38 protein-coding genes are annotated in these 24,130 nt (G+C 36.4%); 37 read left to right on the top strand and 1 reads right to left on the bottom strand.

The features are described from left to right. Positions 1 to 6: 6 nt before the first annotated feature. From QH639_RS21025 to QH639_RS20980, 10 genes are all read left to right on the top strand, one after another. Entirely contained in the window at positions 7 to 981 is a 975-nt protein-coding gene (locus tag QH639_RS21025) for a ParB/RepB/Spo0J family partition protein (RefSeq protein ID WP_281115220.1), read from the top strand. 14 nt (positions 982 to 995) lie between these two features. Next, entirely contained in the window at positions 996 to 1,244 is a 249-nt protein-coding gene (locus QH639_RS21020; protein WP_281115219.1) for a hypothetical protein, read from the top strand. A gap of 43 nt (positions 1,245 to 1,287) precedes the next feature. Next, a complete protein-coding gene (locus QH639_RS21015; protein WP_281115218.1) occupies positions 1,288 to 1,839 on the top strand; it encodes a Holliday junction resolvase RecU in 552 nt (183 codons plus the stop codon). 5 nt (positions 1,840 to 1,844) lie between these two features. Next, positions 1,845 to 2,018, top strand: a complete 174-nt coding sequence (locus QH639_RS21010) for a DUF2187 family protein (protein WP_281115217.1) — start codon at positions 1,845 to 1,847, stop codon at positions 2,016 to 2,018. Positions 2,019 to 2,295: 277 nt separating this feature from the next. Then, entirely contained in the window at positions 2,296 to 2,640 is a 345-nt protein-coding gene (locus tag QH639_RS21005) for a hypothetical protein (RefSeq protein WP_281115216.1), read from the top strand. 38 nt (positions 2,641 to 2,678) lie between these two features. Then, positions 2,679 to 3,083, top strand: coding sequence for a hypothetical protein (locus QH639_RS21000; protein WP_281115215.1), 405 nt, complete (start codon positions 2,679 to 2,681; stop codon positions 3,081 to 3,083). Between the two features lie 29 nt (positions 3,084 to 3,112). Then, positions 3,113 to 3,490 carry a YopX family protein gene (locus QH639_RS20995; protein ID WP_281115214.1) on the top strand — a complete coding sequence of 126 codons (378 nt, stop codon included), beginning with the start codon at positions 3,113 to 3,115 and terminating at the stop codon, positions 3,488 to 3,490. 31 nt (positions 3,491 to 3,521) lie between these two features. Then, positions 3,522 to 3,881 carry a hypothetical protein gene (locus QH639_RS20990; RefSeq protein ID WP_281115213.1) on the top strand — a complete coding sequence of 120 codons (360 nt, stop codon included), beginning with the start codon at positions 3,522 to 3,524 and terminating at the stop codon, positions 3,879 to 3,881. Positions 3,882 to 3,932: 51 nt separating this feature from the next. After that, positions 3,933 to 4,295: a hypothetical protein gene (locus QH639_RS20985; RefSeq protein ID WP_131522223.1), complete on the top strand. Its 363-nt coding sequence runs from the start codon at positions 3,933 to 3,935 to the stop codon at positions 4,293 to 4,295. Between the two features lie 47 nt (positions 4,296 to 4,342). After that, on the top strand, positions 4,343 to 4,612 hold the full coding sequence (locus QH639_RS20980) for a hypothetical protein (RefSeq protein WP_131522224.1): 270 nt from the start codon (positions 4,343 to 4,345) through the stop codon (positions 4,610 to 4,612). A gap of 333 nt (positions 4,613 to 4,945) precedes the next feature. On the opposite strand, the gene QH639_RS20975 is transcribed toward QH639_RS20980, so the two are convergent. Next, positions 4,946 to 5,146, bottom strand: a complete 201-nt coding sequence (locus tag QH639_RS20975) for a hypothetical protein (RefSeq protein ID WP_004225113.1) — start codon at positions 5,144 to 5,146, stop codon at positions 4,946 to 4,948. Between the two features lie 233 nt (positions 5,147 to 5,379). Between QH639_RS20975 and QH639_RS20970 the strand changes: the two genes are divergently transcribed. The 27 genes from QH639_RS20970 to QH639_RS20840 all read left to right on the top strand — a co-directional run bounded on the left by QH639_RS20970 (position 5,380) and on the right by QH639_RS20840 (position 24,127). After that, positions 5,380 to 5,943 (top strand): hypothetical protein, encoded by a 564-nt coding sequence (locus QH639_RS20970; RefSeq protein WP_281115212.1) that lies wholly within the window; start codon positions 5,380 to 5,382, stop codon positions 5,941 to 5,943. Positions 5,944 to 6,186: 243 nt separating this feature from the next. After that, positions 6,187 to 6,789: a hypothetical protein gene (locus QH639_RS20965; RefSeq protein ID WP_281115211.1), complete on the top strand. Its 603-nt coding sequence runs from the start codon at positions 6,187 to 6,189 to the stop codon at positions 6,787 to 6,789. 124 nt (positions 6,790 to 6,913) lie between these two features. Beyond that, positions 6,914 to 7,222 (top strand): hypothetical protein, encoded by a 309-nt coding sequence (locus QH639_RS20960; RefSeq protein ID WP_281115210.1) that lies wholly within the window; start codon positions 6,914 to 6,916, stop codon positions 7,220 to 7,222. 72 nt (positions 7,223 to 7,294) lie between these two features. Next, on the top strand, positions 7,295 to 7,771 hold the full coding sequence (locus QH639_RS20955; protein ID WP_281115209.1) for a hypothetical protein: 477 nt from the start codon (positions 7,295 to 7,297) through the stop codon (positions 7,769 to 7,771). Continuing rightward, a complete protein-coding gene (locus QH639_RS20950; RefSeq protein ID WP_281115208.1) occupies positions 7,772 to 8,170 on the top strand; it encodes an HNH endonuclease in 399 nt (132 codons plus the stop codon). 75 nt (positions 8,171 to 8,245) lie between these two features. Beyond that, the gene (locus QH639_RS20945; RefSeq protein WP_107921682.1) at positions 8,246 to 8,707 is read left to right on the top strand and encodes a P27 family phage terminase small subunit; all 462 of its coding nucleotides are present in this window, start codon (positions 8,246 to 8,248) and stop codon (positions 8,705 to 8,707) included. Next, positions 8,704 to 10,383: a terminase large subunit gene (locus QH639_RS20940; RefSeq protein WP_281115207.1), complete on the top strand. Its 1,680-nt coding sequence runs from the start codon at positions 8,704 to 8,706 to the stop codon at positions 10,381 to 10,383. Before QH639_RS20945 ends, QH639_RS20940 begins: the two co-directional genes overlap by 4 nt. Before the next feature lie 12 nt (positions 10,384 to 10,395). Beyond that, positions 10,396 to 11,649 carry a phage portal protein gene (locus tag QH639_RS20935; RefSeq protein WP_281115206.1) on the top strand — a complete coding sequence of 418 codons (1,254 nt, stop codon included), beginning with the start codon at positions 10,396 to 10,398 and terminating at the stop codon, positions 11,647 to 11,649. Continuing rightward, positions 11,639 to 12,244, top strand: coding sequence for an HK97 family phage prohead protease (locus QH639_RS20930; protein WP_281115205.1), 606 nt, complete (start codon positions 11,639 to 11,641; stop codon positions 12,242 to 12,244). Before QH639_RS20935 ends, QH639_RS20930 begins: the two co-directional genes overlap by 11 nt. A gap of 1 nt (position 12,245) precedes the next feature. Then, positions 12,246 to 13,415, top strand: coding sequence for a phage major capsid protein (locus tag QH639_RS20925; RefSeq protein WP_281115204.1), 1,170 nt, complete (start codon positions 12,246 to 12,248; stop codon positions 13,413 to 13,415). A 38-nt stretch (positions 13,416 to 13,453) separates the two neighbouring features. Further along, complete coding sequence (locus QH639_RS20920; protein WP_281115203.1) at positions 13,454 to 13,609, top strand: hypothetical protein; 156 nt, start codon at positions 13,454 to 13,456, stop codon at positions 13,607 to 13,609. Then, positions 13,599 to 13,889, top strand: coding sequence for a head-tail connector protein (locus tag QH639_RS20915; protein WP_281115202.1), 291 nt, complete (start codon positions 13,599 to 13,601; stop codon positions 13,887 to 13,889). The genes QH639_RS20920 and QH639_RS20915 overlap by 11 nt, the downstream gene beginning before the upstream one ends. 9 nt (positions 13,890 to 13,898) lie before the next feature. Beyond that, entirely contained in the window at positions 13,899 to 14,228 is a 330-nt protein-coding gene (locus QH639_RS20910) for a phage head closure protein (protein WP_281115201.1), read from the top strand. Next, a complete protein-coding gene (locus QH639_RS20905) occupies positions 14,225 to 14,653 on the top strand; it encodes an HK97 gp10 family phage protein (RefSeq protein ID WP_281115200.1) in 429 nt (142 codons plus the stop codon). Before QH639_RS20910 ends, QH639_RS20905 begins: the two co-directional genes overlap by 4 nt. After that, positions 14,650 to 15,132, top strand: a complete 483-nt coding sequence (locus tag QH639_RS20900; protein WP_281115199.1) for a phage tail terminator family protein — start codon at positions 14,650 to 14,652, stop codon at positions 15,130 to 15,132. Before QH639_RS20905 ends, QH639_RS20900 begins: the two co-directional genes overlap by 4 nt. A gap of 3 nt (positions 15,133 to 15,135) precedes the next feature. Next, complete coding sequence (locus QH639_RS20895) at positions 15,136 to 16,194, top strand: phage tail sheath subtilisin-like domain-containing protein (RefSeq protein WP_281115198.1); 1,059 nt, start codon at positions 15,136 to 15,138, stop codon at positions 16,192 to 16,194. Positions 16,195 to 16,207: 13 nt separating this feature from the next. Further along, a complete protein-coding gene (locus tag QH639_RS20890; RefSeq protein ID WP_281115197.1) occupies positions 16,208 to 16,645 on the top strand; it encodes a phage tail tube protein in 438 nt (145 codons plus the stop codon). 22 nt (positions 16,646 to 16,667) lie between these two features. Next, on the top strand, positions 16,668 to 17,060 hold the full coding sequence (locus QH639_RS20885; RefSeq protein ID WP_281115196.1) for a phage tail assembly chaperone: 393 nt from the start codon (positions 16,668 to 16,670) through the stop codon (positions 17,058 to 17,060). Positions 17,061 to 17,262: 202 nt separating this feature from the next. Next, positions 17,263 to 19,443, top strand: a complete 2,181-nt coding sequence (locus tag QH639_RS20880; RefSeq protein WP_281115195.1) for a phage tail tape measure protein — start codon at positions 17,263 to 17,265, stop codon at positions 19,441 to 19,443. Between the two features lie 12 nt (positions 19,444 to 19,455). Beyond that, positions 19,456 to 19,878 (top strand): hypothetical protein, encoded by a 423-nt coding sequence (locus QH639_RS20875; protein WP_281115194.1) that lies wholly within the window; start codon positions 19,456 to 19,458, stop codon positions 19,876 to 19,878. Further along, complete coding sequence (locus tag QH639_RS20870) at positions 19,875 to 20,855, top strand: XkdQ/YqbQ family protein (RefSeq protein ID WP_281115193.1); 981 nt, start codon at positions 19,875 to 19,877, stop codon at positions 20,853 to 20,855. The genes QH639_RS20875 and QH639_RS20870 overlap by 4 nt, the downstream gene beginning before the upstream one ends. A 1-nt stretch (position 20,856) precedes the next feature. Beyond that, on the top strand, positions 20,857 to 21,222 hold the full coding sequence (locus QH639_RS20865) for a DUF2577 domain-containing protein (RefSeq protein WP_281115192.1): 366 nt from the start codon (positions 20,857 to 20,859) through the stop codon (positions 21,220 to 21,222). Further along, positions 21,222 to 21,668 carry a DUF2634 domain-containing protein gene (locus QH639_RS20860; RefSeq protein WP_281115191.1) on the top strand — a complete coding sequence of 149 codons (447 nt, stop codon included), beginning with the start codon at positions 21,222 to 21,224 and terminating at the stop codon, positions 21,666 to 21,668. Before QH639_RS20865 ends, QH639_RS20860 begins: the two co-directional genes overlap by 1 nt. Continuing rightward, positions 21,669 to 22,709: a baseplate J/gp47 family protein gene (locus tag QH639_RS20855; protein WP_281115190.1), complete on the top strand. Its 1,041-nt coding sequence runs from the start codon at positions 21,669 to 21,671 to the stop codon at positions 22,707 to 22,709. Then, positions 22,706 to 23,053: a phage tail fiber protein gene (locus QH639_RS20850; protein ID WP_281115189.1), complete on the top strand. Its 348-nt coding sequence runs from the start codon at positions 22,706 to 22,708 to the stop codon at positions 23,051 to 23,053. The genes QH639_RS20855 and QH639_RS20850 overlap by 4 nt, the downstream gene beginning before the upstream one ends. A gap of 16 nt (positions 23,054 to 23,069) precedes the next feature. Continuing rightward, positions 23,070 to 23,885: a putative phage tail protein gene (locus QH639_RS20845; RefSeq protein WP_281115188.1), complete on the top strand. Its 816-nt coding sequence runs from the start codon at positions 23,070 to 23,072 to the stop codon at positions 23,883 to 23,885. Then, a complete protein-coding gene (locus QH639_RS20840; RefSeq protein WP_281115187.1) occupies positions 23,885 to 24,127 on the top strand; it encodes a hypothetical protein in 243 nt (80 codons plus the stop codon). Before QH639_RS20845 ends, QH639_RS20840 begins: the two co-directional genes overlap by 1 nt. Positions 24,128 to 24,130: the final 3 nt, after the last annotated feature.

The raw sequence follows: 24,130 nt of genomic DNA, 5'->3' as shown, positions 1-24,130 counted from the left end.
ACGCAAATGTCAAAATTCAATCTATCTCAGCTTATGAACACGGAATCAAAGAAGCAAAGTGTGGCTTTTAAGATTGAGCACATACAGTTAGAACGCATAAAGCCTTCACCAAAAAATAGTTACAGCGTAGATGATGTGTCAGAGCTTAAATCGAGTATTGAGCTGTTAGGACTTCAACAAAATCTAGTAGTGCGAATTAAAGATGATGGGGCATACGAGTTGATAAGTGGGCATAGACGCTTGAAAGCGATGCAGGAGTTACGTAGCGAAGGAAATAGTGATTTTGAAAAAGCCCCCTGTAAAATCATCAAATCAACTGATGACATACAAGCGGAATTACAGCTCATTTTAGCTAACTCAACGACTCGCGTATTAACAGATGCAGAAAAAACAAAACAGGCTGCACGGCTACATGAATTATTGCAAAAAATGCAAAGCGAGGGCTATCAACTGGAAGGGCGAAAACGTGAGATTGTAGCAAACCTTATGGGCGTATCATCTGCACAAGTGCAACGAATGGACAGTATTAACAAGAATCTAACACCTGAGCTAAAAGATGAATTTGTGAAAGAGAATATCAATATCACAACAGCTTACGAACTATCACGGTTGCCAGAAGAGGCACAAAAAGAAGCAGTGCAAGAGAGTGTGGAGCAAGGTAAACCATTAACGCCAGCAATAGCAAAAGCCAAACGACAGGAAATTATTGAGTCTGAACAAAAAGAAAAGCCAATGACGCATGAATTAGACAGCTACATTGAACAGTTTGAAGAAATTGTTAAAGGCTTGAAGACATTTATGTGTGGTTTTGACAATAGAAGCTTCCGAGTGGGCGACATTTTAAAAATAAATGAATTTGATCGTGATGAAATTCTGTACACAGGGAGATTTATTGAAGTGAAGGTTATTTACTTACAAAAAGGTGGAGAAAACGGTCTTCCAGAAGATTTTGTCATTATGAGTATTAAGAAAATCAGATAGGGGTGACTTATTTGATGCAAATGCATGAAGAAATATCAATGTATATCTGTAACGAACCACTAGTAATTAACATATGCGATAACATCTCTATTACTGGAAAAGAAGCGGTAGTAAAAGGTGGGTCTAAATGGCGTCGAGATGATAAGCAAAAGCGCGGTCTAAGTACCGTGCACTTGCTTAACTTATCAGGCAGAGTGGACGAAGAAATTTTATGGCTTGAACTGGACGAACAAGTTTTAGAAAAACATTTTCTTAAAATCTAAAATTATAGGAATTGCTTTTTAACATTCAAGGAGATGAAACGATATGAAGACACATTATTCAAGAAGTCACGCTAATAGAGGTGCAAAGCTAGAAATGCTCGTAGAAATGACAAATAACCAATATCGCAATGCTTGGTTAGCAGATATTAGAAAAGTGCCTACGCCAGTAAAAATCCTAAAAACTGAGGGAAACAAGGTATCAGGCCATCTTGATACAGCGACATGGGTTGACTATAACGGAATTTATGAAGGCCATTCAATTATTTTTGACGCAAAGGAAACTAAGCTTAAACGGTTCCCATTGAAAAACATCTCACTGCATCAATACCAGACGCTGAAATCGTGGCATAGACACCGAGCTGTAGCGTTTTTATTAGTGGCATTTTGGCTAGAAGGTAAAAATGAGCCTGAAATTTATGTGTTGCGCTTCGAGCAATTGGCAGAAGCATATGAAAATCAGGAAACTGGACGAGGTTCAAAGTCCATTTCACTAGACTTCTTTAGAGAAAATTGTATCCGTGTGAAATCAAGGAACGGATTTGTAATTGATTATTTAGCTGCACTCAACTTAGAAACAAAGGTAAAGGAAGGGTGATTACTTTGGGAAAAGCAAAAATGGGTGACGTCATTGAGTGGGAAGAGAAAAAAACTAATGTAACTCGCATGGGTATTGTCCGTAAGGTGTTAAGTAATTCAGTCATTGTAGATATTGATGGCACATATGACGTTACTGTAGTTTCACATAAGCGCTACAAAATAAAAAGTGAAGCGTAAGGAGTGTTAGGTGATGGTGGCTTCTCAACTGAGCATCTTCGATTGTGACATAAATATTCAGAGCAATGATTCTGTTTTTCAGCAACTCTTAAATTTGCAAGACGGACAATCATTTCAACTACAAGATTTGGATATTACTTGCGATTCGAAATTTTTCGTTGTCAAAAAAACAACGGAATTTGAAGAATTGTTTCATGACATACATTTTTGCTACAGATTTATAAATAACAATCTATTGAAAAAACAAGAAGCGGATAGGAAATAAAGGAGGTGCAGCATGTTAGAGAACATCAAAAAGAAAATGGTCAAGACTCGTAAAGAGCATGAATGCTTTGCTTGCTTAGAAGTCATCGAGAAAAGTACGAATGCCGTATATGTAACAGCAAAACAAGATGAAAAACACACCCGATTCCATTTGCATCAAGATTGCAATATAGCGATTAATAAAAATCAGTTGGTTATTTCTCATGGCTGCATTAAAGATATGCGCGTGACTGAAATGAAATGCTATATATGCTTGAAGGTTATACCTGAAGGCGTTAACATCACTGATGATCAAACAAGATCGCTTAAATTTTGTAGTGAGCCATGTAAAGAATTCGAGGGAAAAATACCGTTCTAAATACTAATTAATTTTGTTCAGAAGAAAGGGGTATGGTCATGAAAATTGAGGTAAACGGCCAATTTAAAAAGTTCTGGTTAGCTTATCCGCAACAGTGGGTTCCGTTCTATGGGCATGAAATAAAAATAGGGAAGTATAGATTTGGTGCTGGTAGCAACGAACAAGGTGTTATCGTTTTTGAAACAACAACAGGGAGTCGGGTATTAACATTACCGCACAACTTTCTCACTCATATTATGGCTGCTACAAGGGAAGGTACACTAGATTACTATGAAACTTTTGTTGCACCAATGCTAGTGAATGCAATTAAAAGAAATGACTTAGATAAGATGTTAGTAGAAATGAAAGAAAAAATTGCTACTTTTGGAATTGGTGAAATGCCACCAATCGAAATTGCAGATGACAGCATTATTAGAGAGCCGATAAGTGATGTTCTTAATTGAAAGATATTGTTCAGCAAAGGAGTGGCGCTATGGATAAGATAAAGTTTCGTGCAAAAATCATTGATGAGTCACATTTAAGTGCTGGAAAAATTGTTGATGTGGAATGGATTGACTTCAAAAACAAACAAATCACATTCAATAGCGTGGCATTTGAAATGGGATTTGGTGAGTTAGTTGAACATGCAAAAGAAAATCAATTTAAGCTCTTACAATATAGTGGCTATGAAGATATGAACGGTAAAGAGATTTATGACGGTCACATTATTCGTATATTCGATGATGTAGATTCGAACGATGGTTGGAATGAAGATGTAAGTATGCACATGGGTGCTTTTATGGCTGGAGATGAAAATTTTATCGGTAACGTGCATTTCAGATCAAGGATAATTGGCACTATTTTTGATTGAAAGATATTGATCAGTACCAGGAGGGATATGAATGGCTGTAGAAAACGTAATTGAGCTAACAAATATTAAAGCACATCTTATGTTCACTATTAACAATGAGCACAGTGAAGATGAAGTGTCAGTGGAAGTAGGATGTGCAGAGGATATTGAGAATACAATGCAACTATTTTTCAAAGAACGTTGGGAAGCGCTGTTTGGTGATCTTTATGACCGTTTGGAATTCGAGTGGGCGATATTTAACGGAATTTCGTTTGTAAATGATGATAATAACCGCATAGGTATGCAGATTTACGGTAATTACAAGCAGGGAAGTTGCTCACTAGATATTGATTCATTAGCAGATAAAAATGCTGAGAAATTAAAAAGGATTAGAGAAATAGCAATCGAGTAAATTAATTGCAATACGGTATTCGAAAGATTTTATACAGTAGGAGGAATTAATTTGGAACACGAAAAAACCTTAAAAATCACTGATTCATTAGTTGGTATGCTTGAGGATTATTCAAGAGAATTGGAAGAAGCGATTGAAAACAATCAACCAAGAGAACCCGAAATCAACGATGCTTATTTATTGGATGGATTATTAGAAGTACAAGAGGCTCTTCATGAAGATCTGATTTGTGAGGGTGCAACTTATGAAGCGTATACATTAATCACTGATAAACCAGTTACTTTATACAGCACGATGGAGTCAATAACGATGATAGGTGGTAGAAAGCTAAAGTTTAAAGTGATGAGTATCGTTGAAGTAAAACCTATGCCAGATGGACAAATGATGATTGAAATTTTAGGACAGGAATTGTAATAAGTATTTAGTTAATCGAAAGATTTTGTTTAGAAGGGTGGATGAAAATGTTCGCTATATTTTTAACATCAAATGACGAAAGACTAGATGAAATTTGTACAGTTAAGGTTGAAATGTTAAATGCAGATGGAAGTGTATTAGATTCTCAATATCATCAAAATAGCTCATTTAAAAGTGTTGGAGAATTAATTCATAATCGAAATAGGGATGGGGTTGAGATGTCCGTGTTGGATTACGGAGATGAACTTAGAGGTATCATTACACCACTCGGTGACTTAGTTACTCATAGTTATGTGATTACGAAATTCATTGATTAAACTATTACTTCAATTTTGGGTATGGGTATTAATCGAAAGAATTTGTGCAGCAAGAAAAAAGGTTAAATTCTTAATTACGGTAGTATTAGTCAATTTATATTCAAAAGATGCATTTGCCAGCGATGGATGATGAATTACTGAACGAAGCAATTGAAATTGTTCGTCATAGAAATGAATAATTCAAAAGTGAACATTGTTACGTTCAACGGAGTATTGACTATGTAAGTAAAGAAGAAATTGCCAGAAAAGATTGATAAAACCGTAGCAGAGATTAGTTGAAAAGAAAGAAACGAAAAAGGGTCACTAGGTTGGAAATGACCCTAAACAGAAGTTTTATATGAATTTTTTAGGATTAGCAACTTTGAGTGATGCAATCTCTCCGCAGTTTTTGCAAAAAGTCATAAGAATTGGTGAACCAAAAGCCATTTTTGAACCAATCGGTCTTATATTACCCGAACTACTATTACCACCAACTTGACCGCTTATAAAGGAATCCTTACCACAAGTCTTACAAACTAATTTATTATTTTCCATAATATCACCTCTTTATGTAATGTATGTAAATTATAGCATAAAAAACCTGATATATTTCACACGAATACAACAAACAACTGCACAATATGAGGAAATTACTTAGTAAATAAAAATAGAAAAGCCGCAACGTATTTACACGCTACAGCTCAGAATTGGTTATGCCCTTTGAGTATTCTCAAATGTATTATATCACAATTTACCACCAAATATGGTTCTTAGAGGAGTGAACATAAATGAACCAAGTAACAAGAGAGAAAATAAAAGAAATTCAAAATACAATTCTGCTTATTAATGTTGATGAAGGAGATAGACTGGATAAAGAGTCCAAGCGTAAAGCATTAGAAATGCTGAATGAAATAGCTGGCATCAAAGAAGACAGACGAATTTTTAACACTCGATTGTTATTAAGAAATTATCATAATTTCAAAAATCGTTGTGATGAACTAAAAGAAACAAATAAAGTGGAGACTGAAGAAGATCCATTCCTTGAAATTGCTGGTGAGTATCTATCTGTAGAGTCGCTTACTCGAAGTAGTGCAAGAACCATGAATATGATGAACTTTATTGATAAGATGCTTGATTTTTATAAAAATGATTGCGAGCGTCAGGGAAAAGAAGCGATGCGTAAATACAATACATTAATGCATTTCTATATCTATGAAGACAAAAAAACTTATGTAGAAATAGCAGAACTTCATGAATTAAATGAACGAACTGTTAGAAGGGATTTAAAAGAAGCGGTACATGCACTTGCAGTATTAATTTTTGGTATTGATGGACTGCGTATTCAGCTATAAGATGTCAAAAACGTGCCCTTTTTTATGTGTTTTAAATATAATATAGTGTATATGTAGAGTAATTGGATTTACTTTACATCAATAGTCTTCCAATTGATACAACTTAATAGACGTTTGCTAGGCGTCAACACTACATGAGCTACACCTAATAATGGGGTGTAGCTTTTTATTATCCTTCATATTTCAAATGGTGACATATCATTCCATTCGAATTATGATTAAATATAAAGGAGGTGAAAATTAATGTTATATACAATAGATATAGAAGACTTTAATCTGCTTTATAGGCTAGATGAAAATAATGTATTCATTGATGTTTCACACAGAGAAAACAAAGAGATTTTGCCAGGGGACAAGACTTTTGATAACTATCAGTCAGCTAAAATAAGTAAATTAAAATTAGGATTAACCATATTGGTTGAGGGCAAGGAAGTAAATTGCAATGAAGATTCCTATACGATGGGTGAACCATATGTGACAATCAATCTTCATAGAACAGATAAACCAAAGCAATTATACTTTACTAAAGAACAACTACAAAAAGTTTTGTATCTTGGGAACGATAACGAACATAATAGGTTAGTTATTGATTTTGATGGTTTTATACACTTGAATCCATTAAAGAAGAAATCTGAAGGGCTTTACGCAGTTAGTTATGAAGTGTTTGCTGCAGGGAATGGATATGTTGGCCAAACGTGGAGTGCTACAGAATTACAAGATTTATATGATTCTTTAATACAAGGTTGGCATAGACATTTACTTTATGGAGAGACTGTTTATGTAGATTGCAGTAATGGATCTAGTTCTGAAGATAATATTAAAGTAATTTTAGATATATTGAAATAAAGTAAACGGAGTCACATCTAACTAGGTGTGGCTTTTTTATTAGTATTATTATCAAAATTACATTACATACTTACTTTTCTAGTTCATTTACAATTGCAATTGTAGATGATAGGAGGTGAAAATTATGCAGAATCATTTGAGGGGTTCTTTTTCTGCTATAAATGAATATGTATCTGATAATCAAGAAGGAGTATTAGACACTAGAGTGGTAGTGTTGAAGAATGATAAAAGTTTATTAGATGATATATTCCGAGTTGCAATTACAAGGTCTAGCAATGAATATAAAGTCAGTATTCATTGGGAGGATAATGGAATAGAAAATTATAAAGCATTGGGGTTATATGGAGTTTATTGGGCTAGTTATGTCGATATGGAATATACATCAGGATGTTTAGAAATCTATAGTGATAACCTAACTATTCAAATATATTGATAAACAAAGTCACATCTAACAAGGTGTGGCTTTTTATTATGCAATTAACTATGAATTGTGGAGGGATGAACAATGATAGTTCTTATGTGTTATGAAAATAATAACCATTTATTTAAAGTGAAAAGTAATTGTATTGATGGAATCAGTTGTCCTATTTGTAAAGGTCCTGCAGGTCCTACTCAAGTAGATAAAAGTGACCTTAAAAAAATTCCGTTTTACGAGGAATTGAAACAATATCAGCACAAAGCAGAGTGCTTATCATGTGGACATAGTGAAACGATATTCTGTACTAAAAAGGAATACAGAGAAGTAAGTGTATGTCCAAAGTGTAACGGCGCATTGGTAGACGTGTGGAAGTTACACAAGTATCGGAACAACGTGAACAACCGAAATGAAAAGCCAAGTAAATCATTATCCATTTCAGTTGATATGAACATTGACAAAATGCAATTGAAGCTACGAGCAATCGCTAAACATACTGAAGCATTGGCTGATGAATTAGATAGTATCGACAATGGTATTGAGTGTCCTGTAACACGAGGTAGTTAGATGCTAAAGAGTTGTGCTTATTGTGGTGGTATTCATAAGCGCGGGCAACGGTGTGCATCTAAGCCAGTAGCCGCAAAGCAGACCACATACATTGATAGATTCAGATGGTCAAGGGCATGGAAGAATAAGCGAGCGCACATTGCTGATCGTGACAAACATCTATGCCAGGTATGTCTACGCAACTTATACAATACTCAGATGCAATATAACTTCACTGACTTAGAGGTGCATCACATAGAGCCTATAGCTAACGCATGGGACAAGAGGCTAGAGGATGACAACCTTATATCGTTGTGTCGTTATCATCATGAGCTGGCAGAGAAGGGATCAATACCTGCAAAAGAATTAAAAAATATTATTTTGGAGAGTACCCCCCAGGTATTCGGTGAAAAAATCTGAAATTCCTGTACACCGACTGCCCCCATTTGCTCTAAAAAAATTCCCTAAATGAAAATTTTTAAGGAGGTGAGGAAATTGGCTAGACCGTCAAAAAGTGTGAAAACAATGAGCAAGAATTTAACGAAAGAAGAAATCGCAATTCGTACTCAAACAGAAGACAAATTAAAAGGTGCTGCCGATGAAATCTTGCCTCCTACACACTTGAATGCAAGGCAAAAGAAAATTTTCAATTTCATCGTGAAGGAATTACAAGCAAGTGGGATTCTTGGGAATCTCGATATTTATATTCTAAGCACTTGTGCGGTAGCCATTGACCGAGTACAACAAATTGAACGAATCATTAACAGGGATATTGAAAGGCTTTTAGATCGTAACTTATTGAGTGCTAAAGATAAGTATTCAAAAGAGTTTTTCCGTTGCTGTAATGAATTAAGCCTGTCGCCACAAAGCCGAGCAAAGCTAGGTAATATTAATTTCCAAGTTCGAGTTGAAGAAGATGATCAACTGTTAAAAGTATTGCGTGGTGGTAAGAAATGATATACGAAAAGGCTGTAAAATACGCTGAAAGAGTTGTAAAAGGCAAAGAAATTACAACAAAAGAGGTCATTATCCAGTGTAATTGGTTTTTAAGAGACTTAGAAAAGCAATATGAAGATGAGTTTGATTACTATTTTGACATGGACGAAATAGAAAAAATCGAAGGACTATTGGAATTACTTAACTTTGCTACAGGTTTAGGCGTTGCAGGGAAAACAATATTAGAGGGCTCGGAAGGATTCCAGGCTTTTTTTCTTGTCAATATATTCGGTTGGCGCTTTAAAAACGATAAAGAAAAGTTTAGATACCGTGATATTACGCTGTTTATTCCTCGGAAGAATGCGAAGACATTCATTTGTGCCTTAATTATCATCATCTTAATGCTAACTGAGGATGATTATTCGGAGTTTTATTCTATTTGTTTGGACCGTGAGCTTGCAGGTGAAGTTAAAAAGGCTATGACTCAAATTATCATGGCCAGCCCAGGTGTTGCTAAATACTTTGTGATTCCAAAAACGTTAAGTGGAAAAATTGTATGTACTTTAACAAATAGTTTTTACCAGGCACGTACTGCAGAGGCGAATAGAAACAACTCGATCCGCCCAAGTGCTTTTATCGCTGATGAAGTGGGTGCATTTAAAGATTACAAAAATATAAATGCCATGAAATCGGGCCAATTAAACGTTAAAAACCCATTACGCTTTAAATTAACAACAGCCTATGCAGAAGATAAGTCAATCATGTTGGAAGAATTAGCGTACGCAAAGAAAGTATTTAATGGGTTTATTGAAGATGATCGCATGTTCGCGCTGCTTTATTATGCTGAGGACGAGCATTTATGGGACGATACAGGGCTATTACAAGCCAATCCGTTGAGAGTTGAGGAAAACTATAACGAGATACGAGACAGCCGTAAATCGGCCATAGAAAAGCCCTCAGAGCGCGAGGAATATCTTTGTAAACATATGAATCGCTTTTTACCTTCTAATAGTGGCGAAGCGTATGTAAATGTGGAAGACTTGCGGAAATGTAAAATAGATGATTTCGATTGGTCAGGGCGACAAGTTTGGGTAGGTTTAGACTTGGCCATGACGAATGATAACTGTTCATTCTCAATAGTGACAGAGGAAGACATGCAAATATATGCGGATTCTTACGCCTTTGTACCAACTGAGCGTATTCCTGATAAAAACCGCGTAGAGAAGATCAATTATTATGATCACATTAAGTCAGGTAAATGTTTTTCTTGTGGGGATATGACGGTGGATTACGGCTTTATTGAACAAAAGGTTCTGGAAATAGAAGAACAATTCAATGTCATTGTTATGGGTGTAGCGTATGACCGTTATAACTGCCTTTCTACAGCGCAGAAATTAGAAAAGGAAGGTTTAGTTACTGTAGAAGTGAAACAACATTCAAGCGTATTACATCCAGCTACAAAACTATTACGAGAGAAGATTATGAACAAAGAATTCCATTACACTGAAAATGAATTGCTAGAAGAAAACTTCCAAAATGCAAAAGTCACTGAGGATACTAACAAAAATATTTATGTTAATAAGAAAAAATCCACTGGCAAAGTTGATATGGTTGTAAGTCTAATCAATGCAATCTATTTACTGCAGCATGACGTCATCTTTAACCCTGATGCTGATTGGGGCGCACAAGTCATTTAAGGAGGTGAGATTGTGGGATTAATAAAAGAGTGGCGTGAATGGCGTGATTATAAACGTATTCAGGAGTTTCGCGAAAGTGGAATGGATGAATTGTTGCTGCAAGCAGGGTTAACGGATGCTGTTTTAACAAAGGAACAAGCGTTAAGTATACCTAGTGTTGGCACCTGTGTAGATTTAATTTCAGATATTATTGCAACTTTACCTATCAAATTGCACAAAGAAAGCAGTGGTAAAGTTGAAGAAATTGAAGAAGATAAACGTGTTTTTCTACTAAATGACGAGACACTTGATACGTTAGATGGCTTCCAGTTTAAAAAAGCTTTAGTAACTGATTATTTATTGGAAGGTGCAGGTTACGCATTTATCAACCGAAAAAGAAATAACGTTGAAAGTATTCACTATGTAGAAAATCGAAATGTATCTGTACTAGTTGGTGTTGATCCAATATTTAAAAGCTATGATATTTCCGTTAATGGAGTGAACTATCGTGAATTTGAATTTATAAAGATCGCTCGAAATTCAAAAGATGGTGTAACAGGCAACGGCATCATTAAGGATCACAATAAAATTTTATCAGTTGCTTACAATACGCTTGTTTTTGAGGAATCACTTGTTAAAACTGGCGGTAATAAAAAAGGTTTTTTAAAGTCATTGGGACGATTGTCAAAGGATGCGATTGCGGAATTAAAAACAGCCTGGAACAATTTATACAAGAACAATACAGAGAATATTGTTGTATTAAATAATGGCTTGGATTTCAAAGAGGCATCGAGTACATCGGTTGAAATGCAGATGAATGAAAATAAAAAGACCAATTCAAGTGAAATAAATAAACTTTTTAAAGTACCAGATAGCATTTTGGATGGCTCAGCCAACGAAGAAGTGTATAACAACTTTACTAAAAATTGCATATGGCCGATTATTCGAGCAATTGAAACGGCATTGAACAAAGACTTGCTTCTTCCATCGGAAAAAGAGCAGTCTTTTTATTTTGCATTCGATATGAAAGAGCTAGTCAAAGGTGATATTGAAAAGCGCTATAAAGCTTATGAAATCGCACTTAAAAATGGTTGGATGCAAATTGACGAGATTCGATATTTAGAAGATCATGAGCCACTTGGGCTAGATTTCATTAAATTAGGCTTGCAAGATGTCTTGTACGATCCAAAAACAAAGACAATTTACACACCTAACACAAATAAAACTGCTGATATTTCAGAGAATGGCCAAGTATCTGAGAAGGGAGGTGAAGAGATTGAGGATTGAAATTAGAGAAAATCAAGTGTTGCTAGATGGTTACGTGAATGCTGTTGAGCGTGAAAGTCGTATTTTACCTTCACCAAGAGGACGTTTTAAAGAAAAAATACGTGCTAAAACGTTTGAAAGAGCTTTGGATAAGGCTGAAAATGTTGATCTATTATTCAATCATGATAAAAACCGCAAGCTTGGATCATTACAAGAGGGGAACCTGCAGTTGTATGAGGATAACATCGGTTTACGTGCTATTGCTCATGTGTCTGATGAAGAAATCATTAAAAAGGCGAAAGACGGTAAGCTAAAAGGCTGGTCATTTGGTTTTGTCGATAACAAGCCATCGTGGGAAGACGGAGAAGATGGCATTCAGAAACGCACATTGGAGGACATCGAGTTATTAGAGGTGTCAATTTTAGATAAAACGCCAGCTTATGTTGCTACTTCAATTGAAGCTCGCGGAGAAGATCAGGCGATTTCAGAAATTCGCGGAGCAGATTTTAAAGCTGAGATTGAAGATCGCTCAGAAGAAACACGTTCTAAAAAAGATGTTGATTATTCATTGTATGAAAAACAAATTGAGCTTTTAAAGTTGAAAGGTGGAAACTAACATGAAAAAAGATATTAAGAAGTTTATTGAAACACGTTCTATGCCGTCACTGGTTGAACAGCGCAACAACTTATTAGATGAAATGGATAATTTACTAAAGGGTGCCAAAGAAGAAACACGCGCACTAACTGACCAAGAATCGACTCGATTTGATGAAATTAAAAGAGAAATTGCAGGACTTGATAAAACAATCGCTGCTTTGGATGAAGCACGTTCTTTGGACAAAAAACTACCTGCTAAACAAGCTGAACAACGTACGCAAGAAGAAGCTGAAACACGCGCTTTCGAAAATTACATTCGTGGTGTAGTCGAGGAACGAGCAGATGTTAATTTAACTGTAGGGGCAAACGGTGCCGTAATTCCTTCCAGTATTGCAAATAAGATCATTCAAAAGGTATATGATATTTCACCAATATATCAGTTAGCAACTCGTTATAACATTGCTGGATCATTAAGTATTCCTTACTATGATGAATCTGCAGGAACAATCGAAATGGCTTATGCTGATGAATTTGTTGAATTGGAATCTACAAGTGGACGATTCACTTCAATTGAGTTAAAAGGCTTCTTAGCAGGTGCATTAAGTAAAGTGTCTAAGTCACTCGTTAATAATTCACAATTCGATCTTGTTTCATTTGTTGTAGCGAAAATGGCTGAATCAATTGCAAAATGGATTGAAAACCAATTGTTAAACGGTACACCAAATAAGATTACGGGCCTTTCAACTGTAAAGCAATCTGTCACTGCTGCAGCTGCTACAGTATTAACAGCTGATGAATTGATTGATGTACAAGAAGAAGTACCTGATGCTTTCCAGGGCAATGCCATTTGGATCATGAATAAAACTACTCGTAAAGCCATTCGAAAATTGAAAGATGGACAAGGCAACTACCTACTGAACAAAGATGCCACAGCTCGTTGGGGCTATACTTTACTAGGGAAAGATGTCTATACATCGGATAATATGTCAGGCATGGAAGCTGGAAAAACAGCAATTTACTACGGTGACATGTCAGGCCTTGCAGTAAAACTTTCTGAGAATGTTTCGATTGAAATTCTACGTGAAAAATATGCTACTCAACATGCAATTGGTGTTGTTGGCTGGATTGAAATTGATTCAAAGGTTGAAAATGAACAAAAAATCTCTAAATTAGTTATGAAATCAGCGTAGGGGCTATACTCTACGCTACTTTTATTGGAGGTGACAGGATGAAAGTAAAAGCACTTGTAAGCTTTTCGGGTAGCGTCACGATGTCAAAAGGTGAAGTAAAAGTGCTACCAAAGAATGTGGCAGATGACTTGTTACAAGCTGGCCATGTAGAGGAAGTTGTCGTAAAAAAGCAGGTGAAAACAGATGCAGGTTAGTGCAATTACACCAGGAGAACTGGCAAAATATGCGCGAGAGGATGAAACTGATTCAGATGTCCTTTCAACTTTTACGCTTATCTTATCAGCTGTAAAAGCTTATATAAAAGGCTACACAGGTTTATCAGATGAACAACTAGACACCAAAGAAGATATTTCAATAGCTGTTTTTGTACTTTCAAATGAAATGTATGAAAATCGCATCTTCACAGTGAAGGATAATAACGTAAATAAGGTTGTTCAATCAATTTTAGATATGCACTCTATTAATTTACTTTGAGGTGAGAACATGAATCCTGGTGATTTAAAACACAGAATTGAAATCCTCACTAATCAAAAGACAAAAAATGAATTGAACGAAACTGTTTATGAATATCTACCTGATAAAAAAATATGGGCAGCGATCATTCCACAAACAGGCTCATTGCAAAAGCAAGTTGCTGACACGATTTTAACGAATGTCACGCATAAAATCATCGTGCGATATAACGCGGGCCGAGACATTACAAAAGATATGCGTATCTCGTATAAAGGGCATGAGTTTGAAATCAAATATATTCTCAATCCCTATTTTCGCAATGAGACACTTGAGATCTTTGTCCAGGAGGTGTTGAAGTGAGCATTCAAATGAACGGTTTAACTGATTTTCAAAGAGATTTATTTAATGTTGCCACTAGGGAAGTGCCAAAAGAGGCACCGAAATTGATGCGTAAAATTGGCTCAAAGGCAAGGTCAACTGTAGCTAAAAAATCTCGAAGTCTTGTAAAAAAGAAAACAGGAATGTATCACAAAAAGTGGAAACGAGGAAAAGTTTTTGTTGGTTATCATGGCGAACTTGTTGTCCGTGTTTATAATTCTTCACCACATGCACACTTAGTGGAAGATGGTCATTGGATGGTAGACCATGAGGGCAATAAAACAGGTGATTTTGTACCAGGTAAAAAACCAATGGACAAAGGTATGCGAGAATTTGAATCATCGGGTGACGTAGAGAAAGAGACAGTAAAATGGCTAGATGAATTGTTGAGGAAGAATAAATTATGATTACTTTTAAGCAAATCAAGGCGGCAATTAATGATAAATTACAGTCAAACTTTATTGATGTTGATGTTTTTAGTAAATCAGTTAATGAAGGATTTACACGGCCGTCTTTTAAAGTGGAATTAGATAATGTGAAGCGTGAGGGCTATTTAACACAAGTTGAAAAGTCTTGTACGGTTCGCATTTTTTATTTTCCTACAGATGAAAATGATAACGCGATTGAATTGTTAGATGTTCAAGAAGCATTAGCTGATTTATTCGATCTTAAATTTTCTGTAGATGATCGCCATTTGGATATAGTCGAACCTAATTTCGATGAAATAGATGGTGTGTTGCAGTTCGAATTTGATCTTCAATTCTTTGATGGCCGTGAACCTAGTTCGGGAATCAACATCGAAGATGAAATAAAAAATGGTAAAGATTTTTATGAAAAATATCCAATTGAGCTTATGGGCGAATTGGATGATGAGGAAGGGGATTAAAGAATGGGCCTACCACAAATTAATATTGAGTTTATTGGTAAAGCCGTTACAGCGATTAAGCGAAGCCAGCTCGGAATTGTTGCATTGGTTCTAAAAGATGATGTGCAAACAGCTGATACAGTAACGTACAAAAGCATTGAGGAAGTAAAAACTGATGCATGGTCTCCCGAAAACTTAGATTACATTCAGCTAGCGTTTATGGGTACACCTAGCAAAATCATTATTGAGCGTTTGCCAACAACGGCAATTGATTACAATACAGCATTAACACGCTTAAATAATAAACGATTCAATTACTTGGCCATTCCAGGTATTGAAGACAAGGACACAGCAACCATTGCAACTTGGATCAAAACAAAGCGTGACAATAATAAAAAAACGTTTAAGGCAGTTTTGCCAAATAACGAAGCAGATCATGAGGGAATTATTAATTTCACTACAACAGGAATTAAAGCTGGTGAAAAAGAGTACACGACTGCAGAATATACAGCACGAATTGCTGGCATCATGGCAGGGCTACCGTTTACTCGTTCATCTACTTATTACGAGTTAAACGAAGTTGATACGATCAATGAAATCGAAGATCCTGACAAGGCCGTTGATGATGGTGAATTAATCCTTATCAACGATGGTGAGAACATTAAAATCGGACGAGGTGTCAACAGTCTAACAACAACGACAGGGAAAAAGACCGAGGACTTTAAATCAATCCGAGTAATGGAAGTTCAGGATTTAATTAAAGACGATATTCGCACCGTATTTGATAAGAATTATATCGGTAAGCATAACAACATCTATGATAATCAGGTGTTATTTATCCGATCTATTAACGCTTATTATGACGGCTTAGAGGGTGAGGAAATTCTTGATCCAAACTTTGATAATAAAGCTGAAATAAATGTACAAAAACAACGTTTGGCCTGGGAATCAATCGGTGAGGACACTACTGATTGGGATGATCAAAAAGTAAAAGAAATGTCCTTTAAAAAGAACGTCTTTTTAGGTAGCAACATTAAGATTGTGGATGCAATCGAGGACTTAGATATGGATATTGCGATTTAAGGAGGATTGAAACATGAGTAAAAAAATAAAATCTAATCGCGTTATTAATGGATCATTTGGCAGCGCATGGATCAACAATGAAAAATGGCTTGATGTTGAAGAATTTGAGGCTAAAGTGACAATCGATTATGAAGATGTCAACATGGCCGAAGATTTGGCGACACATAAGAAAATGGTAGGTTGGACAGGCGAAGGGAATTTAAAGGTAAAGAAAGTGTATAGCCGAGGGGCGAATTTGTTAGCAGAAGCAGTTAAAAAAGGTGTTATTCCTGAGATAAATATTGTAGGTAAATTAGCTGATCCTGATGCGTTCGGAACAGAACGTATTGCTATTAATGAAGTTACATTTAGTGAATTTATGCTTATGCAATTTGCTCAAAAAACAATTGGCACAGAAGAATTACCATTTAGTTTTGCAGACTATGATCTTATTGATTCAATTACAGCCTAAAACGTACATCGGAGGGAAATGAATGAGTGAAACAACTAAAAAACGATTAACAGTTACAGATTTGATGAAAGAGAAAGAAAAATACCATGTGAAGGATGATGTTACAGAGGTTGTACTTGTAGAACGTTTAGGCGTTGAAGTAGTTTTGCGTAAACCTGAAAAATCCCTTTGTGTAGATACTATGAAAATGTCAAGAGATGAAAACAATGATACTGACGCTGACGAGTATATGGTATATAACACAATGGTAGAGCCGAATTTAAAAGATCCAGAATTAAAAAAGGCGTATGGTTGCACATTACCAACTGAAATCGTATCTAAAATCTTTGAACCAGGTGAAATTGCTTTACTATCTGAAATCGGCTTTGAACTTGCAGGATATAAAAAAAGCGGAGTTAAAGCTATAAAAAACTAATTGATAGTGATGATGATTTTTATTTTCTTCATCACTATATTCAACGCGGTTTTAAACCTGAATATCTTCTAAATCTTGAATATGATACTAAGTTAATAATGATGGCCAGCATAGAAAAATATTTAGAAGAAAAAGACGAGGAAATGAAAGCTAGAGCGCAAATGCTTTAGCTTTTTTTCTTGTGTGAAAAGGCGGTGAGAAATTGGCCAATAGAGTTATATCAGCAATTCTTACATTGCAGGATCGTGATTTTTCTAGCAACCTAAGACGTGCAAGTGACAGAGCTGACGACTTTGGACGAGGTATCACAAGAGTTGGTAATCAAATTCAACGCTTTGGACAAGGTGCAACAAGGATATTTAAAACTGTTGGAGCTGGCGCTGCTGCTTTGGGTGCTGCAGGTATTGCAGGGTTTGGGGCAAGTGTCGGTAAAACTATCTTGGACATGGGTAGCTCATTGGATATGTTGCAAGCCCAAACTGGCGCAACTGCAGAACAAATGGAAGTGTACGGAAGTGCCGCAAAAGAAGTATTCAGTAAAGGGTACGGCGAAAACATCGATGAAGTGACAAATGCTTTAGCGCGAGTAAAGCAAAATATGCACAACATCGATAATGGGGAACTTAGTAGAGTTACTTCCAACGCAATGTTATTGGCTAAAACGTTTGATTCTGATGTAAACGAAGTCACTCGAGGAACGAACAATATGATGGAAGCGTTCGGTATATCTGCCGATAAGGCAATGGATCTTTTTACTGCAGGTGGCCAACGAGGGCTTAATTTCAGTAATGAGATGTTTGACAATGTTGCGGAGTATTCTTCTCTATTTGGAACTATGGGGTATTCGGCAGAAGAATATTTCGGGATTATGGAGCGAGGCGCAAAAGCTGGTGTATACAATTTAGATTATGTAAACGATGTTATGAAAGAGTTTCAGATTCGGGTCAAAGATGGTTCAAAATCAACTGACGAAACATTTTCAGCTATGAGTAAATCAACATTTGATCTATGGGAATCTTTCAACCGAGGCGAGGCAACGGTAGCAGAAGTTGCGAGTGCTGTTACGAAAGAGCTTGAAGGTATGGACGACAAAGTTACGGCCAATCAATTAGCTGTTGCACTATTTGGTACAAAATTTGAAGATCTCGAAGCAAAAGGTGTTTATGCAATGCTCGGGGCCAAAGACGCCATGACGGATTTTGAGGGAGCTACAGATACCGCAGCCGCCAAAGTGGAAGGTAGCCTAAAAAATAGATTGATTTCCTCATGGCGTGAACTACAGGTCGGAATAGCTGATGTTGTAAATGGAGCTGGCGCACAGGAATTCTTGCAAGGTGTTGCTCAAAAAGCTGATGAATTGGTACCTAAGATTCAAGGTATCGTACAAAAAGCATTTGAGTTTGGAAATACAGTCCGCGAAAATTGGGGGCCAATTAAAGAGACTCTTATAGGTGTTGGAACAGCAGTTGGTGTTGTAGCTGTAGGAATGGGAACATTAAAAGTTATCACCACAGTAACAACTATGATCCAGGGCTTTAAAACAGCTATGGGGCTAGCTACAGCTGGACAATGGGCCATGAATGCTGCCATGCTTGCCAGTCCTTTGACTTGGGTAGTTGTCGGCATAGCCGCTGTAGTTGCTGCAGGTGTCTTATTGTATCGAAATTGGGATACAGTTAAGGCGAAAGCTGGCGAATTATGGGCCACGACTAAAGAAAAATTTGCTGGAATTAAATCAGCTGTATCTAATTTTGTACAACCTGCCATTGGGTGGTTTGAATCAATAGGCCAAAAATGGAATAGCTTTAAAAATTCCATTTCAAGTTTTAAAGTGCCAAAATGGGTTTCCTCAGTTGGTAGCACAATCGGAAAGGCTGCAGGTGCCGTCGGTAAATTCGTTTCAGGATCACACGCAGACGGTTTAAATCGTGTCCCTTATGATGGGTATATTGCAGAATTGCACAAAGACGAAATGGTTGTACCTGCCCGACAATCAGAAAAAATTCGTGCTGCAGGTGGATCAATCAATAATGTGGATCGAATGGTGCAACCAAAACGTCCGTACGGTGCGATAGGAAAAGCAGCTGAAATAGAAAGTAATTTTATATCGAAATCAAATAATGAAATGGCTATTCCAACACGACAATCTGAAAGGGTACGTAAAGTCGATGACTCAAACGGGAATTTCGAACAAATAGTACAGGCGAAACCTGTTACTGTAGCTGTACCTACACCTTTAGGAAGTACACCAGGGCCAACAACTTCAAATAATAATGGCGGTATACAAATAATTATTGAAAACTTAAATGCCAAAGGTATTACACCAATGGAAGTAATCAACGAATTAGTGCCACTACTAAAATTAAGGTTGGCGAATATGTAGGAGGTTGAATAGATGGATATTTTTCTAAGTACGATGGATCGTAAACAGATTATTCAACTTCCTATCGTGCCAGCTGAATTTAAAATACCTAGTCCTGTAAATAATGAAGTGTTCACAACAATTAATCAAGGTGACATTAAATTGCTCGGTCGTAGAGGATTGAAATCCCTTACGATTGATTCGTTTTTTCCTTCTAAGGTGTACCCATTTTCACGAAATACTTCATATTTTGGGTGGGAATATTACGAAATCATAGAGGGTTGGATTGACAAGCGAATGCCAATTAGATTAATCATGTCGAATACACCTATCAATATGCTAATGACAATCGAAAACTTTGAGGCTGGACTTCAAGACGGATCAGGCGATGTTTATTATTCACTGGCCCTATCAGAATTTAAAGAGATTATTTTAGAAACAAAGAAGGTGAAATGATGGCACATGAATTATGGCTAGTTAAAGGTGAAACCATGATGAATATTTCGCCTTTGCTTGGCACATTAACCTGGCGTAGCAACATGGAGGAATTAGGGGACGAAATTAATTTTAGTATCGCTTTTACTGATACAAATTACTTCCCTGTGAATCCATGTGATATTGGTGATATGGTGGCACTTTACAATAACGGCAAGGAAATTACACGCGCTATTATTGTGGACGAGCTGAAAAATGGAAGATCACCAATTGCATACGTTGCCTTTGATTATGCCTTTTATCTAAACAAATCCAATGCAGTTTATCAATTTAATAAACTATCTGCAGATGCTTGTATCAAGAAAATAGCGAAAGACTTCAATATTCAAATTGGTAAGATTGTATCTATTCCAAAAGCTATCGATCAAATATACAACGATAAAAAGGTAAGCGAAATTATCAAAGAAATATTAAAAATTGCAGAACAATCGTTAGGCGTGAAATATCTTATGGAAATGCGCCAGGGCAAACTATACATCGAAAAGCAAGGTGATGTAGTGGTAAAAGGCACGTTTCAATTGTTTGAAGGTGGTCCTAGTTACGACATTCATGCAGCCCTTATGAATCCATCTAAGAGACGTAGCATTAATGAAATGGCTAATACAATCCAAGTTGTTGGGAACAATGACAAAGTGGTTTTAACCAAGTCTGATAATAAAATGGCTGAAAAATATGGTCGTATTACTAAAGTGATAAAGCTAGATCAAAATGAAAAGAAAAGTGCTAAACAGGTAGCTGAAAATGAATTAAAGCAGTTATCAAAAGTGTCAGAAGAAAATAGCGTTGAATTGATGGGCCACGATGATTTTAGAGCAGGTCGTCTATTTGCACTCGAAGAACCAACCACAGGCATTAAAGGTACATTTTTAATTAAGGATGTATTGCACACGATTAGTAAAGGCATTCACACCATGAAGCCTACATTAGAGGTGAAGTAAAATGGATTCAATAACAACTTTAGCTAAGATACTTAAAGATAAAGAAAATCCTAAACCTGTATCAATGTCTACTGGAATTGTTATTTCACCACCGCCAAATGCTCAAATACGCTTAAATGATACAGTCATTCTTGGTAATAACCAATTAGTTTTTGCTGCTCATGTCTTGGAAGATTATGAACGTGAGATAGACTTGGAAGGTGACATTAAATTTTCTGATCCTTCTTTAGGAGAAACCACTTTCGAGGCTAAGAAAGTAAAATCCACAACAAAGGACACGCTCAAAGAGGGTGACGAAGTAATACTGTTACCAACTGCAGATGAACAGCTGTATTTTGTTGTAGGTAAGGCGGTGAGGTTCGAATAATGTTACCTAAGATCGCGCAACTAGAATTCGATACACAGGAAATCAAAACAGACTTGCCTCCACTGGGTAAGTCTTTTTTATATGACTTTGATAAAGGTGATTTCGTTTTACGTAATGGAAAGATGGTAGAGATTCATGGACTTGAAACATTGAAGCAATGGATCTTAAAAGTGCTTAAAACAGAGCGTTTTCGCTTTCGGATTTACAAAGATATTCCGTATGGTGTGACGTTAGAGGATCTGATAGGTTCTAGCCTACCACGCGCCTTTATTGAAGCAGAAATTAAACGCGAGGTTACAGCATCTCTAATGGAGCATACACACATTCAAGAAATTCAGGAATGGCAATTTAGCCATGATGGAAAATGGATGCGAATTAAATTTAGAGTCGTCACTGTAGAAGGAGCATTCGAAATGGACGAGCCAATAAAGAAGGTGGCAGCGTAGATGGAAGATGAAAAAATCATACATGATCGAATGATAGCTAATATTAGCGATGATTACGACAAGTCAAAAGGTGAATTTATTTATGACGTAACAAAGCCAGTGGCCGTTGAATTTGCCGAACAACAGAAAAAAATCGCAACGGTACAAGATAAGTTAGATGTTGAAAAATTAACAGGTGACGAGCTAACAAGGACAGTTTATCAGCGGACAGGCGTTAGCCGTAAACCTGCTACGCAAGCAACAACAACCGTCATTGTTTCGGGTACAGCTGGCACACTTGTTAAAGTTGGTGAATTAGTCGGTACAGATTCGATTTTATACACAGTCATTGAAGAAGCCGTTCTTAATGAAAGTGGGTTCGCACATGTTCGTATTCAATGTAATGAGTTTGGCCAAGTAGGAAACGTGCCAGCGAACACAATTACAAAGTTCCCTGTTTCAATCAATGGCCTTGTCAATGTCTATAATCCTGAGCCTGTTGTTGATGGCTACGATGAGGAAACAGATCGTGATTTACGTCAACGGTATTACAACAAGCTACGGTATCCAGGTAAGGCAGGCAACAAATTTCATTATCGTGAATGGGCTTTAAATGTTACAGGTGCAGGAGATGCAAAAGTATTCCCTCGTTATAATGGTCCTTTATCTATGAAGGTGGTTGTGATTGATGCGAATAAGATGCCTGCACCGATTGAACTAGTAGAAGATGTAAGAGAGCATATTGAAAATGAAATGCCGTTTGGTGTTGAGGATTTGCTTGTTATGTCTGCAATAGCACTGCTACTTAATTTATCAGTGGCCATTACAATGATACCTGGATATACAGAGGAAGTAGTCAAAGCAAATATTAAGAAGAATATTACAAAGCATTTAAAAGAAATAGCTTTTAAAACTTCATTTGTGAGCTACGCAAAGATTGGAGCGCTCATTATCGATAGTGAGGGCGTTTTAGATTATCAGAATCTATTAATTAATGGATCAACTGCTAACTTGGTTATTCCTGAGGATAGAGTGGTAGTAATGGGAGGAATCAACGAATGAATCACATGAGTGAATACTTAAAACATAAAGTGTTGATAGACAATTTAATAACAAATCAGGTATATGTAGCACTTTTTAATGAAACTACAGAAATTACTCAGCCTTCGTATGCTCGACAGCCAGTTTTATTTGCTACACCTGCTAATGGACAATCTTCTAATAATACAGACATACTTTTCCCAATAGCAGGAGAATCATGGGGGAATATCACTCATATAGGTATTTTTGATACACAAACGACAGGCAATTTACTTTTTAAATCAGCTGCAGAGTTCGTGAAAACAATCGAAATTTCATCTCAATATAAAATTCCGAAAAACTATTTAATTGTCCGTTTAAGGTAAAGGTAGGTGATGACATTTGCATGCCATTCCTAATCCAATATGGGAAGGTGTTACGTCCTATACGTGGGCCGACCTATCAGCGCACCGATGGGAATGTTTCCATTTAGCGTTATATGAGATTGAGACAGCAATTACTACAACAGGTGTAGTAATTCAATCAGCAAGTGATTTAAACCTAGTGATTACAGAGCAACAGGCTCAAGGCGTTTTAATTGTACAATCGCCTGTTATCATGCAGACAAGAACTGAAATGATTACAAGTATTGTTGTTTCCACAAAAGATTATTTTTCAGACATGATGAAGTATTTGCCTTTGTACGAACGCAAATCAAATGTATTTAGAATGCTCATCACAACAGACGATAGAGAGCTAAGGAATACAGAGCAACAGCTTGAAATTGTGAAGCGTAACATCTTTATCGATACAGCTATTGAAGCTTTGCCTATTTATGAACGTGATTTAGGTATTGAAAACCCTGCAGGATTAAATTATGCACAACGTCGTGAACAGGTGATCGCACGAAATATCGCCAGTTTTGAACAAACAACTGAGGAAACCATAAAACGTATAGCAGCTGCATTTAGTAATGGCGAAGTTGAAATAAACAAAACGAATGTGCCAGGGATTTATGAAATTAAATTCGTTGGCACAAAAGGTATCCCGAATAATATTGAAGGTTTAAAAGGGGCTATCGATATTGTAGCGCCTGCACATCTGCAATTTGACTATACGTTTACCTTCAATTCATGGGGAATGACTTCAAATAAAAAGTGGGGTGAAGTTAGTAGTATAACGTGGAACGAATTAAGAAATTGGGAGGGGGCTAGTTAATGAAATTTACACCTTTATTGAATTTGAAACTACCAGAATCCACAGACTTCGTGAACATTGAAGATATAAATGAAAATATGATTACGATTGACAACAATTTAGGTACTGCAGGTAAAGACATTAAGAATCATATGGATGATGCCATGCCACACAAATTCACTAATAACGGAAAGAACTATAAATATGGATTTAAAGCAAATACAGCGTTTGACGGCTTAGTATTTGTTTATCAGGAGGTGTAATAA

Origin of the sequence: Lysinibacillus sp. 1 U-2021 (assembly GCF_029916965.1) — a bacterium.
GTDB classification, from domain to species: domain Bacteria; phylum Bacillota; class Bacilli; order Bacillales_A; family Planococcaceae; genus Lysinibacillus; species Lysinibacillus capsici.
Note: the sequence above shows the minus strand (reverse complement) of the source record. Positions and strands in the feature narration are given on the sequence as shown.